10 protein-coding genes and 1 tRNA gene are annotated in these 12,513 nt (G+C 67.8%); 6 read left to right on the top strand and 5 right to left on the bottom strand.

Going from position 1 to position 12,513, the window contains the following annotated elements:
- Window position 1: 1 nt before the first annotated feature.
- A complete protein-coding gene (queG, locus tag AC5P98_RS13480) occupies window positions 2–1,072 on the top strand; it encodes a tRNA epoxyqueuosine(34) reductase QueG (protein WP_032956157.1) in 1,071 nt (356 codons plus the stop codon).
- Between the two features lie 44 nt (window positions 1,073–1,116).
- Window positions 1,117–2,448: an exodeoxyribonuclease VII large subunit gene (gene xseA / locus AC5P98_RS13485; RefSeq protein WP_495230063.1), complete on the top strand. Its 1,332-nt coding sequence runs from the start codon at window positions 1,117–1,119 to the stop codon at window positions 2,446–2,448.
- Between the two features lie 613 nt (window positions 2,449–3,061).
- Here xseA and AC5P98_RS13490 read toward each other — a convergent pair.
- On the bottom strand, window positions 3,062–3,958 hold the full coding sequence (locus AC5P98_RS13490) for a M48 family metallopeptidase (protein WP_005417787.1): 897 nt from the start codon (window positions 3,956–3,958) through the stop codon (window positions 3,062–3,064).
- Window positions 3,959–4,042: 84 nt separating this feature from the next.
- Complete coding sequence (locus tag AC5P98_RS13495) at window positions 4,043–5,929, bottom strand: formylglycine-generating enzyme family protein (RefSeq protein ID WP_014647818.1); 1,887 nt, start codon at window positions 5,927–5,929, stop codon at window positions 4,043–4,045.
- Window positions 5,930–6,013: 84 nt separating this feature from the next.
- Between AC5P98_RS13495 and rnd the strand changes: the two genes are divergently transcribed.
- On the top strand, window positions 6,014–7,093 hold the full coding sequence (rnd, locus tag AC5P98_RS13500) for a ribonuclease D (RefSeq protein WP_049408323.1): 1,080 nt from the start codon (window positions 6,014–6,016) through the stop codon (window positions 7,091–7,093).
- Window positions 7,094–7,224: 131 nt separating this feature from the next.
- Here rnd and AC5P98_RS13505 read toward each other — a convergent pair whose 3' ends face one another.
- Window positions 7,225–9,555 (bottom strand): TonB-dependent receptor, encoded by a 2,331-nt coding sequence (locus tag AC5P98_RS13505; RefSeq protein WP_049419229.1) that lies wholly within the window; start codon window positions 9,553–9,555, stop codon window positions 7,225–7,227.
- Window positions 9,556–9,786: 231 nt separating this feature from the next.
- Here AC5P98_RS13505 and AC5P98_RS13510 point away from each other — a divergent pair.
- Window positions 9,787–9,862 (top strand) — tRNA-Ala (locus AC5P98_RS13510).
- Window positions 9,863–9,923: 61 nt separating this feature from the next.
- On the opposite strand, the gene AC5P98_RS13515 is transcribed toward AC5P98_RS13510, so the two are convergent.
- Window positions 9,924–10,097, bottom strand: a complete 174-nt coding sequence (locus AC5P98_RS13515) for a hypothetical protein (protein WP_006457496.1) — start codon at window positions 10,095–10,097, stop codon at window positions 9,924–9,926.
- Window positions 10,098–10,255: 158 nt separating this feature from the next.
- Here AC5P98_RS13515 and AC5P98_RS13520 point away from each other — a divergent pair, with 158 nt between their 5' ends.
- A complete protein-coding gene (locus tag AC5P98_RS13520; RefSeq protein ID WP_049408327.1) occupies window positions 10,256–10,741 on the top strand; it encodes a hypothetical protein in 486 nt (161 codons plus the stop codon).
- A 6-nt stretch (window positions 10,742–10,747) separates the two neighbouring features.
- On the opposite strand, the gene AC5P98_RS13525 is transcribed toward AC5P98_RS13520, so the two are convergent.
- The gene (locus AC5P98_RS13525) at window positions 10,748–11,509 is read right to left on the bottom strand and encodes an SDR family oxidoreductase (RefSeq protein ID WP_049408321.1); all 762 of its coding nucleotides are present in this window, start codon (window positions 11,507–11,509) and stop codon (window positions 10,748–10,750) included.
- Window positions 11,510–11,641: 132 nt separating this feature from the next.
- Between AC5P98_RS13525 and AC5P98_RS13530 the strand changes: the two genes are divergently transcribed.
- Window positions 11,642–12,484, top strand: coding sequence for a bifunctional transcriptional activator/DNA repair enzyme AdaA (locus AC5P98_RS13530; protein WP_049408320.1), 843 nt, complete (start codon window positions 11,642–11,644; stop codon window positions 12,482–12,484).
- Window positions 12,485–12,513 lie beyond the last annotated feature (29 nt).

Here is a 12,513-nt window from a genome sequence, read left to right on the forward strand (position 1 = left end):
CATGTCCCCCGCCCCCACCCCTGTCGATCCGGTCCAGGCCGTGCAGCGCATCCGCGAACTGGCGCGTGCGCATGGCTTCCAGCGCTGCGGCATCGCTGGTATCGAACTGGGCGAGGATGAAGCGCACCTGGCCGACTGGCTGGGCCAGGGCCTGTACGGCACGATGGACTGGATGGCGCGCCACGGCACCTTGCGCGCGCGACCGGCCGAGCTGCTGCCCGGCACCGTGCGCGTGATTTCAGTGGGCATGGACTACAGCCACAAGGACGACACCGAAGCCTGGGCGACCCTGGCCGACCCGGGCCGCGCCTACGTGGCGCGCTACGCGCTGGGCCGCGACTATCACAAGCTGATGCGCAACCGCCTGCAGAAGCTGGCGACGCAGATCAACGATGAAGTAGCGCCACTGGGCTACCGCGTGTTCGTCGATTCCGCCCCCGTGCTGGAACGCGCACTGGCGCGCAACGCCGGCCTCGGCTGGATCGGCAAGCACACCTGCCTGATCGACCGCCATGGCGGTTCATGGTTCTTCATCGGCGAGATCTACATCGACATCCCGTTGCCGATCGACACGCCGGCCACGGCGCACTGCGGCACCTGCACGCGTTGCATCGATGTCTGCCCGACCCAGGCCATCACCGGCCCGCAGCGGCTGGACGCGCGGCGCTGCATTTCCTACCTGACCATCGAGCACGACGGCGCCATTCCCGAAGACATGCGTCCGTTGATCGGCAACCGCATCTACGGCTGCGACGACTGCCAGCTGGTCTGCCCCTGGAACAAGTTCGCCAAGCGCACCGACGAAGCCGATTTCCGCGCGCGCAACAACCTCGATACCGCGCGCCTGGACCAGCTGTTCGCCTGGGACGAGGCCGAGTTCCTGCGCCGCACCGAGGGCAGCCCGATCCGCCGCAGCGGGCACGAGCGCTGGCTGCGCAACATCGCCGTGGCACTGGGCAACGCACCGTCCTCGGCCGAAGCATTGGCCGCGTTGCAGACCCGCGTCGATGATCCCTCGCCGCTGGTGCGTGAACACGTGCAGTGGGCGCTGGGCCAGCACACGGCGCGCTGACGTGCGATCCTGAGCCCCCGCTCCACCCGCAGCACGCCGTTCCCATGCAGCCACGCAACAACGACATTTTCACCCCCAGCCAGCTCAACACCCTGGCCCGCGACCTGCTGGAAGGCAGTTTCCCGGCGATCTGGGTCGAGGCCGAACTGGGCAGCGTGGCGCGTCCTGCCTCCGGTCACCTGTATTTCACCCTGAAGGACGCGCGTGCGCAGCTGCGTGCCGCAATGTTCCGGATGAAGGCGCAGTACCTGAAGTTCGTGCCGCGCGAAGGCATGCGCGTGCTGGTGCGCGGCAAGGTGACCCTGTACGACGCCCGTGGCGAGTACCAGATGGTGCTGGACCACATGGAGGAGGCGGGCGAAGGCGCACTGCGCCGCGCCTTCGAGGAACTGAAGGCACGGCTGGAGGCCGAGGGCCTGTTCGACCCGGCGCGCAAACGGCCACTGCCGGCGCATGTACAACGTCTGGCAGTGATCACCTCGCCGACCGGCGCCGCCGTGCGCGATGTGCTGAGCGTGCTCGGCCGCCGTTTCCCGCTGCTGGAAGTCGACCTGCTGCCGACCCTGGTGCAGGGCAGCAGCGCCGCCGCGCAGATCACCCGCCTGCTGCAGGCGGCCGATGCCAGTGGTCGCTACGACGTGATCCTGCTGACCCGCGGCGGCGGTTCGCTGGAAGACCTGTGGGCCTTCAATGACGAAGCCCTGGCCCGTGCGATCGCCGCCAGCCACACCCCAGTGGTTTCGGCGGTCGGCCACGAAACCGACTTCAGCCTCAGCGACTTCGCCGCCGACCTGCGTGCACCGACGCCTTCGGTGGCAGCTGAACTGCTGGTACCCGACCAGCGCGAACTGGCACTGCGCCTGCGCCGCACGGCCGCGCGCATGGTGCAGCTGCAACGGCATGCGATGCAGCAGGCGATGCAGCGCGCCGACCGCGCCCTGCTGCGCCTGAACGCCCAGAGCCCGCAGGCGCGGCTGGACTTGTTGCGCCGACGCCAGCTGGACCTGGGCTGGCGCCTGCATGCGGCGTTCAATCAGCAGCAGGAGCGCCGCGCCGCGCGCCTGCGTCATGCGGCGGCAGTGCTGCGCGGGCACCATCCGCAGCGCCAGCTCGATGCGATGCAGCGCCGCCTGGCTGCCCTGCGCGGGCGGCCGCAGGCCGCGATGCAGCGCCTGCTGGAGCGCGATGCACTGCGACTGCGCGGACTGGCGCGTTCACTGGAAGCGGTCAGCCCGCTGGCGACCGTGGCGCGTGGCTACAGCATCCTGACCCGCAGCGATGACGGTACGCTGGTGCGAAAGCTTGATCAGGTACAGTCCGGTGACGCCCTGCAGGCCCGCGTCGGCGACGGCGTGATCGACGTACAGGTCAAGTAAGGGGTGTTCGGCAGGGCTGCGCCCTGCACCTGCCGAAGCGTTCAAGCAACAACCGAAGCAACAGCCAAAGCTGGCATTCCGCGGGATGGCGGGGCGGTGTGGCTGTGCAGGACACGCCGTAAACCCCGCTGCGCGGTCCGGCCCAGCCGCTGGCGGCTGTGCGTTCGGGCGCTTGCGAAGCAGTGCTTCGCAAGCAAAGCGCCCTCACCCCTGGGGGCTCGATGGCGCCAACGGTCCTGCACAGCCACACCGCCCCACCTCTGACAGATTCCGATGACTGTTGGTAGGTGTCGAGCTTGGTCGACACGGTAGATCCTGTCAGATATCGAATCAATTCGGGGTCAGATCCGTTTTCCTACGGAAAACGGATCTGACCCCAAGAGCATTTCCCACAGACCGCAGCAAACTGTCGAAGGCAGGGTGGGTCCGGTTGCGGGGGTGTCCGCGGCATGGATGCCGCGGCCAAGCCCCCATGGAAGGGATTACGGCGTCTCCCGCAACCGGACCCACCCCGCCATCCCTCAGGAAACCCACTTCTGCTGTTGCTGCTGCCGGCCAGCGGCTGGCACTACCTACCGCGGGTGCAGGGCTGCAAGCCCTGCCGCCCCTCCCCCTACTTTGCCTGCTCGCAGAACTTCTGCCGGTACTCGAGTGCCTTCGGCATCAGCGCCTGCAGGTTCTGGATGCGGGTACCCGGGTTCGGGTGGGTGGAGGCGAACTCCGGCGGCGCCTGGCCGCCACTGGCCTGGCCCATGCGCTGCCACAGCGGCACCGCCTCGCGGGGATCGAAGCAGGCCGCTGCGGCCAGCATCAGCCCCACTTCATCGGCCTGCGTCTCGTGGCTGCGCGCATAGGGCAGCAGGTAGCCGTAGCCCATCGCCGACATCATCATCTGTTGCTGCTGCGCATCCATGCCGCTGGCGGCACCAGCCATCTGCCCGATCTGGGTCAGTTTCTGCTGCGCCATCCGCTGTGCACCATGGCGTAGAAGCGCATGGGCGATCTCATGGCCCATCACCACCGCCATCGCGTCACGCGTACGCGCCACCGGCACCAGGCCGGTGTAGACCGCCATCTTGCCACCCGGCAGGCAGAACGCATTGGCCTGCTCGGACGGGATCACATTCACTTCCCACTGGAAATCCCGCGCGAAATGCGCCGGCTGCACGCCGTGCTCCTGTGCCAGCGCGGTCTCCACCACGTCCACCTTGGCGATCAGGCGCTGGGCGATGTCGCGCACATCACGCGCGATCGGCGCATTCGGATCCATCGGCCGTTCCTGCGACAGGATCTGCTGGTAGGCCTGCAGCCCGAGCGCGGTCTCCTGGCGCGCATCCAGGCTGCTGTCGATCATCACCTTCTCGCCAGTGTAGGGATCGACCGTGCGATTGGAGAACCAGTAGAACACCGCATAGCCCGCTGCCAGCAGCAGCACCCACCAGCGGATGTTGCCGAACAGGCCGCGCCGCTGCGGGCCTTGCGGCGAGCGGGAAAAGGGATCGTTGCGCATCGGTGTCTTCCAGCAGGCCCCGCCGGCCGGCGGGCACGGCGCAATCTTAGTGCGCGGACGCCAGCAGCGGGTGAAGCCCGATGCTCAGATGCCCCGCACCAGACGGAAGCCGATGCGCGCGTTGGTGGTGTCCGAGTCCTGCGATTGCCGCCAGGCCGCACGGGTCTGCTCGGGCGCATTGGCCCAGTTGCCGCCCCGGATCACCCGCGACCGGCAGCCCGGGTTGAACCAGGCGACACCATCGGACGGCGCACGCCGGTAGCTGGCATGCCAGCAGTCGGCCACCCACTCGCTGAGATTGCCGGCCATGTCGTGCAGGCCGAAGGCATTGGCCTGGAAACTGGCCACCGGCGCGGGCCCCCACCAGCCATCGCCATAGCCGACGAAGGCGTTGTGCCAGTGCCGCCCCGAGGGCGAGACATCCTTGCTGCCGGTGAAGTTGCCAGCGCCGGGCGGCGGCGTGCCGGCGTCGCCCCACGGATAACGGCCACTGCTGCCGGCACGCAGCGCGTACTCGAATTCGGCCTCGCTCGGCAGCCGGTAGCTGCGTCCTGTCTGCTCGGACAGCCACGCCGCGTAGTTTTCGGCATCACGCACGCTCACATGCATCACCGGCGAATTGCCCAGTGCGCGCGCGCCATCGTAATCGGAACGCCAGTCCACACCGCTGCGGCGGATGAAATTGCCGCTGCGCTCGTCATAGACCACCGAGTGGCCGCGCCGGGTCGCACGCGGCCGCGCATTGGTCGACTTCACATAGCGCTCGAAATCACTGACCGTGATCTCGGTGATCGCCATCGCAAACCCGCGGTCGAAGCGCACATAATGCGAGGGCCGCTCGGCATCGCTGGCACCGGGCTCGGCATCACCCGCGCCCATCTGGAAGCCACCATGCGGCACCACGATCATCTGCGGGCCGCGCCCGCCATCGCGCATGGCGTCGCTGAACACCTGCCCGGGACGGAAGCTGCCGTAATGGGTGGCCAGGTCGATGCGTTCGCGCAACTGGGCCACCACCGCATCCCCTGGCAAGGCGATGCGCAGGGCCTCGGCCAGCTTCTCGCGCGCCGGCTTCAGGCCCTGTGGCGTCGCCAGTTCGCGAAGGCCATCATCGCGCAGCTGCAGCAGTGCCGCCGCGCGGATCTGTTCGATACGTTCGAAGGCATCGGCAATGGCCGGTGATGAGTCACGGACCTTGCTGGCTTCGGCCAGCCAGGTGCCGGCGCTGGCAAAGTCACGCACCCGCGCCGCGTCCTCGGCACGGCGGATCAGGCCACTCTCGGCCGCCGCCAGGCCCTGCCGTGCCCGGCTGTTGTGTTCATCCAGGGCCAGCGCTTCACGGAAGTTGCCGATCGCTCCGTCACCGTCCTCACCGATCCGCCCCGAACGCAGGTCTTCCTCGCCGGCACGGTTGTAGGCCACCACGCGCTGGGCGAGCTCCACCCGTCCCTGCAGCGCGCGCACCTTCTCATCCTTCGGCGCCAGGGTCAGCAGCACCAGTGCCTGGCGGCTGGCCTCGGCCAGCGCCTCGCGCTGCTGCAGCGGCCGGACCAGCAGGGCATCGGCCTGCTGCTGAAGGCGCTGGCGGGCGCGCTGCAGGCCGTTGCGGGCCTGGCGGTCATCCGGGTCTTCTTCCTGCACCGCCAGCCACAGCGGAACCGCCGCGTCGGCGTCCTCGTACAGGCGCCCTTCGGCGAACGCCTTCTCGGCCGCGCGACGCAGCTGGGCCAGGCTGCGCCCCTGCCGATCGACCCGCGGTGGCGTCCACCGCTGCACATCCTCGGCGGCATCCTCACCGGCGATGGTGACGCTGCCCTGCGCCGCCTCCGGCGTCGCGTCCGCCTGCATGCCTTGCTGCGGCCGTGCGTCTTCGCCAGCAGCCGGTCCCGGCTCCGGTGTCGCCGAGGGCGACGGCGTGCAGCCGGCCAGGGCCAGGGCGGTGCACAGCACGGACGACAGCGGAAAACGCAAGCAGGATCTCCTTCGGCACGGATGCGGACCGACGTTAGGCTATTCTCCCCTGCCTGAGCAAACCCGAGTAGTAGGCCCTGACCCGTGGCAATCTGGATCACCACCCCCGCCGAGCTGGATCCGTACTTCCAGCAGCGTCCGGCCCGCATCGGCCTGGACACCGAATTCATCCGTGAACGCACCTTCTGGCCGCAGTTGGCCCTGGTGCAGATGGCGGTCGGGCAGGACATCCTGCTGATCGACCCCCTGATTCCCGGCATGACCGAGGCGCTGGCGCCGTGGCTGGCCGATGAATCGATCGTCAAGGTGATGCACAGCGCCAGCGAAGACCTGGTCGCCTTCAAGTGGGCCTGCGGCGTGTTGCCACGTCCGCTGTTCGACACCCAGATCGGCGCCTCGCTGGCCGGCATCGGTGGCGGTATGGGCTACCAGAAGCTGGTCGCGGAAATCACCGGCGTGGCGCTGGCCAAGGGCGAAACCCGTTCGGACTGGATGCGCCGCCCGTTGTCCGAGTCGCAGCTGCAGTACGCCGCCGACGATGTCGAGCACCTGTTCGCGCTGCATGACGCCATCGATGCCAGGTTGGAGGCGCTGGGCCGCCAGCAGTGGCTGCACGACGACGGCGAGCGCCTGCTGGCCAGCGTCGCCAACGACGAAGACCGTTGGCCGCACCTGGCGATGCGCTCGGCGCAGTTCCTCGACACGGCCGCACAGCATCGGCTGCTGCGTCTGCTGCGCTGGCGCGATGTGCAGGCACGCAGCAGCGACCGCCCGCGCAGCTGGATCCTGGACAACGAACTGGCCGCCACGCTGGCACGCACGCCACCGGCCGATGCCGCCGCACTGGGCAAGCTGTTCGAACAGTTCCCGAAGGCACCGCGCAAGCTCGCGGGCGCTGTGTGGCAGGCGCTGGATACGCCGCTGGCCGATGAGGCCGAAGCACCGCTGGCGCTGCCGGCCAACGACAGCAACAAGCAGGCACTGAAGAAGCTGCAGGACGCGGTTGCCGAGCGCAGCCGCGAACTGGGCCTGCCGGATGGCGTATTGGCCTCACGCAAGCACCTGGAAAGCTATCTGGAACGCCGCCAGTGGCCGGCCGCACTGGCCGGCTGGCGCCAGCAAGAGCTGGAAGCGCGGCTGCAGGCGCTGCTGCCGGCACGCTGAAGCACCGGGCGCGGCGCCGGATTGCATTCCCGCCGCCGTCGAACGCAACAAGAAGGGCGACCCGGATCACCGGGCCGCCCTGCGCACTCCAGCAGTGCGAGGGTGGGACCGCCCACCCTCGCGGCAACGCCTTACCAGTTCATGTTCAACGAGACACCGACGGTGCGCGGTTCGTTGTAGACCGCGGCCATGTAGTTCTCGATCACACCCTTGAGGTTCTTCTCGTTGGTGATGTTGCGCGCGAACAGCGCCACTTCATAGGCACCGTAGTTGCCCGAGTAGCCGATCTTCAGGCCGCCCTCGAAATCACCCTTGGAGTTGAACTCCTTGCTGTCGTACAGCACGAAGCTGGTGTAGCCCTGCTTGTTCCAGTCGGTGGACACGAACATGGTGCCCGCGTCGCTGACCGGGAAGTCGTAGCGGGCGGCCAGGTTGACGTTGTACTTCGGCGCGTTCGGCAGCGGGTTGCCGTCGATCTGCGCGAAGGTGTTGGCGCCGACCTTGATGGTCGGGTCATTCACCGTGCACACCACCTTGCCGTTGAGGCCGCAGACCTGCGCGTAGACGCGCTTGTCCTTGATCTCGCTGTGCAGCAGGCTGACGCCGGCGCTCAGGGTCAGGTTCGGGATCGGGCGCAGCTCCATGTCCGCTTCGAAACCGTAGGCCTTGGCCTTGTCGGCATTGAACAGCACGCCGTTGCCGTCCGAATCGTTGCCGTTGAGCTGGATGTCATTGACGGTGTAGGTGAACGCGGTGGCGTTCAGGCGCAGGCGATTGTCCCACAGGCTGCTCTTCACGCCGGCTTCCCAGGACAGGATGGTCTCGGAATCGGCGGTGGTGAAGTCGGCATTGAACACCGCCGAACGGCCCTGGATGGTCGGGCCGCGGAAGCCGCGTGCGACCTTCGCATAGACGCTCACGTCCGGCGTGATCTGGTACATCGCGCTCAGATCCCAGCTCGGGGTGGTGTCGGACATCTTGACGTCGGTGCGGCCCTTGTAGGTCACCACGCCGGCGGCGGTGTCAGCGGTCTTCAGCAGGCGGGTGTGCTTCTCGTCCTTGGTCTGGCGCAGGCCGGCCGTGACGGTGAACTTGTCGGTGAAGGCGTAGCTCAGCTGGCCGAAACCGGCCCACGAGGTGTTCTTGTTGCGCAGTCGCACCCAGTTGTTCGGGTTGCGGGCCGCGCCCTGCAGGAACCACGCACGCTGGTAGAAGTCGGTGGTGTCGCTGCCGTTGAAGTAGAACGCACCGGCCTGCCACTGCAGGGCGCTGTCGTCATGGCTGGCCAGGCGGAATTCCTGGGTCCACTGGTCCAGGTCGCGGATGCGGCCCATCGACTGGCCGTAGCCGTTCGGCACACCGTTCACCGGGAAGTTCACCGCCGCGCCGCCGTCGGTGTCGCCACGGCTGTAGCCGGAGGTGGTTTCGTAGGCGGTGATCGAGGTGAAGTCGATCGCGCCGAAGTCGTAGCGTGCCTTCACCGAGCCGCCGTAGGTCTTGTAGGCCTGCGGGTTGTTGTCGGCTTCGTCGTAGGCGACCTGGTCGCGCGGCACGTCGGTCTTGTTCGAGCCCTTGGTCAGCGCACCACGCAGGAACAGGGTCGAAGTGCCTTCGTAATCACGGGCGTGGGCCGAGGCCAGGATCGAGAACTGGTCGCTCGGGGTCAGCAGCAGCTGCGCGCGCACGTTGCGGTCATCGAAGCCGCCCATGGCGTTCTTCTTCGGGCTGACCGTGCCGTCAGCGCTCGGGCCCCTGTAGGTGTTGTCGACGTAGTCGTCGCGGTGCTGGTACAGCGCCGACACGCGGAACGAGGCGATGTCGTTGATCGGGCCGCCAAAGCCGCCGTCGATCGACACGCTGTTGTAGGTCGCATAGCTGGCGCTGACGCGGCCGGTGTAGTCCTGGGTCGGCTTCAGCGTGTCGAACTTGATGATGCCGGCGGTGGTGTTGCGGCCGAACAGCGAGCCCTGCGGGCCGCGCAGCACTTCCACCTGGTCCACGTCATAGACCGGGTTGGACTTCAGCACCACGTGCTCCAGCACCACATCGTCCTGGATGATCGACACCGGCTGCGAGGCACCCAGGTAGAAGTCGATGTTGCCCAGGCCGCGGATATAGAAGCGCGGGAAGATGCGGCCGGTGGTGGTTTCCGCATACAGGCTCGGCACGCGGCCGGACAGCGCCAGCAGGGTGTCGTCGCCGCCGGCGGTGAAGTCGCGCATGCGCTCGCCCTGCACCACGCCCACCGAGACCGGCACTTCCTGCAGGTTCTGCTCGCGGTGCTCGGCGGTCACGGTGATCGTGTCCAGGCCCGTCGGGGTCGGCGCGCTGTCCTGCGCGGCGGCACCAAAGCTGCCGACCAGGGCCAGGCCGGCACAGGCCAGGGCCAGCGGATGGCGGCGGAAGGAAACGAAGGAAGACGACATACCCGACAGGCGGCGGGAATCGGAATGGGAGGGCATGGAATGCTCTGAGGAGGCGTCCGTGCGGCCTGCGCGAGCCGGGCGGCAAAAAGGAGGAGAACTGCGCAAGCCGCCATTATCCCCCAAATTGTTACGATTTCGTTGCGCGGCATCCGGGCCCGACAAACCGGACGGTTTCGGCACAGTGCACGCCTTCATGCCACGCCGTCCGGCACATCCCGGGTCGGCTTGGCAAGGCGCAGCCAGTTGGCTACACTGAAGCCCTGCCGTGGGGCCATAGCTCAGCTGGGAGAGCGCGTCGTTCGCAATGACGAGGTCAGGAGTTCGATCCTCCTTGGCTCCACCACTCATTAAGAAGACCCGCCGATCGTCGCGATCTGCGGGTTTTTTCTTGCATCGATCACGAGTCAGGCAGGTTCCTGATCCCCGTCCTTGCGGCGTGGACCACGCGAATGCGTATCACGCACCTGCTGATCGCGCTGCCCCGGCCGCTGCTTTGCCACGTCCTCCTGCGCCCTGTCCTGACGGCTTTCCTGTACGCCCTGTTTCGGATCGCCAGGGTCTTTGTCGCGCTCGCTCATCGAAGTCTCCTGTGCCGGCGAAGGCCGATCAGGACTTCACGCTAGAGGCTGCGCAGTGATCCGCAGGTCAGGCCCGCGCGAACAGCGTGTGCAGTTCCGCTTGCCGCCGCAGCTCACGGCTCTGCAGAATCCGGACCAACATGCCCAGCCAGTCCGTGATGTCACCTCCCGCCCAGCACGCCGCGCGTTCGCTGCCAATGCGCCTCGATCCAGCGGACGGCAGCATCCAGCTCGGCCACCTGACGACGTTGATCTGCCCCACCCTGTCACTGGAGGAGGCGCGCATCGCCTTCGCCACGCTGATGCATGGCGAGCGCGATGCCGGCACCGGCTATCACTGGCTCAGCCTGCACCGGGTCAGTCTGGGCGGTGCGCCCGCCGGCATCAGCCTGTGCTTCCACGGGCAACAGCTCGACATGGTGACGATCGGCGTCGATCTGCCGGGTGCGACACTGGAAGACGGCTGGCCGACCCAGGTCGCGATCGATGCCGAAGTCGCTTTCATGCGTCGCACCTTGGCCACGGCTCTGGGGCGCAAACTGGCAGGTGGCCGCGCCCGGTTCGAGTGGGGCGAGGCATGGGCCAGGTTCGACCCGAAAGGCTTCATGGCCAACAGCGGTATCCGCTACACGCCGCGCTCATGACGCCGCTCAGGTACGGGTGATCGACACTCCACCTTCAACACGCATCGCGGTACCGGTAACGAAACTGCTTTCATCGCTGGCCAGGAACAGCGCCGCGTTGGCGATCTCCTCCGGCTCGGCCATGCGCTTGAGTGCGTGCAGCGAGCGCACGAAGTCGCGGGCATCGCCGGTGGGTGCGGCCTGCCGGCCCATCTCGGTATCGGTACCGCCAGGCAGCAGCACGTTGCTGCGTACGCCACGCGCGCCGTACTCGGCGGCGATCACCTGGCTCAGGCCGATCAGTCCGGCCTTGCTCGACGCGTAGGCGGCCATGCCCGGGAAGCCCACGGTATGGCCGACAAAGGTACCGACAAACACCAGCGAGCCACCCCCGCGTGCCAGCAATGCCGGCAACTGCGCGCGTGCGGCATGGAAGGCGGCATCGAGATTGGTGGCCATCACCTCGCGCCATGCATCCGCCGGGAACTCCGCCGCCGGTACGCCCGGGCCGAGCATGCCGGCATTGTTGAGCGCGATGTCCAGGCCTCCGAATGACTGTTGGGCCAGATCCACCAGCGCCTGCGCCGTGCCCGGCTCGGCCACGTCGGCGGCATGCATCACCACCTCGCCGCCGGCGCCACGGATCTGCTCGGCCAGTGCGTGCAGCGGTTGCAGCCGCCGCGCATTGAGCACCAGTTTTGCCCCTTCGGCAGCAAAGCGCAGCGCGCTGGCACGACCAATGCCAGCGCTGGCACCGGTGATGAGGGCGATCTTGTTGTTCAGGCGCATGAGGGTGGTACCGGTTGTGGAGTGGCCGCCACGATGCCGCGCCTCCGGCCCACCAACACTCCGTTTCCGGGCCTCGCGGCCAAGTGCAGGAAACGGAGTTTCCGCAGAACCAGCACGTGCCAGAATCCGCCCATGGACAGCACCGCCACCACCGCCCTCGACGCCCGCGTCGAACGGGTCTGCCGCCATCTGCAGGCCAGCCTCGACGAGCCCTCGCTGCAGGAGCTGGCCGACATCGCCGGCTGCAGCCCGACGCGCCTGCATCGCCTGTTCAAACAGGCCACCGGGCTGACCCCCAAGCAGTACGCTGCCGCGCTGCGCGCCGACCGCCTGCGCACCGGGCTCGAACAGCAGGAGCGCATCACCGATGCCTTCCACGATGCCGGCTTCGGCTCCAGCGGGCGCTTCTACGAGAACGCACCGAAGTTGCTGGGCATGACTCCCAAGCAATGGCGCGCAGGTGGTCGCGGCGAAGTCATCCACTTCGCGCTTGCCGAAAGCTCACTGGGCAGCGTGCTGGTGGCCAGCAGCGGGACCGGCGTGGTCGCGATCCTGCTCGGCGACGATCCGGAGGCGCTGCTGCAGTCACTGCAGCAACGCTTCCGCCAGGCCGAACTGGTCGGTGCCGACCACGGCTATGAGCAACTGGTGGCACAGGTGGTGGGCCTGGTCGAGGATCCCTCGCGAGGCGCCACACTGCCGCTGGATATCCGCGGCACCGCCTTCCAGCAGCGGGTATGGCAGGCACTGCAGCAGATTCCGCGCGGCCAGACCGCGTCGTATGCGGATATTGCCGCGCATATCGGTGCACCACGCTCGAGTCGTGCGGTGGCACGTGCCTGCGCGAGCAATCCATTGGCGGTAGCCGTGCCCTGCCACCGCGTGGTGCGCCGCGACGGTGACCTGTCCGGCTATGCCTGGGGCGTTGCGCGCAAGCGCGAACTGCTGCGCCGGGAAAAGGTCGCCAACGGCTGACGCCACCCGATAGCCGCCGACCTTGGTCG

The organism is Stenotrophomonas sp. YJH_SMC_135 (genome assembly GCF_059372355.1).

Excerpts from the sequence above, each read along its gene's own strand:
- AC5P98_RS13525 (WP_049408321.1), bottom strand. The coding sequence starts at position 11,509 with ATGCGCCTGAACAACAAGATCGCCCTCATCACCGGTGCCAGCGCTGGC.
- AC5P98_RS13530 (WP_049408320.1), top strand. The coding sequence starts at position 11,642 with ATGGACAGCACCGCCACCACCGCCCTCGACGCCCGCGTCGAACGGGTC.
- xseA (WP_495230063.1), top strand. The coding sequence starts at position 1,117 with ATGCAGCCACGCAACAACGACATTTTCACCCCCAGCCAGCTCAACACC.
- queG (WP_032956157.1), top strand. The coding sequence starts at position 2 with ATGTCCCCCGCCCCCACCCCTGTCGATCCGGTCCAGGCCGTGCAGCGC.
- AC5P98_RS13520 (WP_049408327.1), top strand. The coding sequence starts at position 10,256 with ATGTCACCTCCCGCCCAGCACGCCGCGCGTTCGCTGCCAATGCGCCTC.
- AC5P98_RS13515 (WP_006457496.1), bottom strand. The coding sequence starts at position 10,097 with ATGAGCGAGCGCGACAAAGACCCTGGCGATCCGAAACAGGGCGTACAG.
- AC5P98_RS13505 (WP_049419229.1), bottom strand. The coding sequence starts at position 9,555 with ATGCCCTCCCATTCCGATTCCCGCCGCCTGTCGGGTATGTCGTCTTCC.
- AC5P98_RS13490 (WP_005417787.1), bottom strand. The coding sequence starts at position 3,958 with ATGCGCAACGATCCCTTTTCCCGCTCGCCGCAAGGCCCGCAGCGGCGC.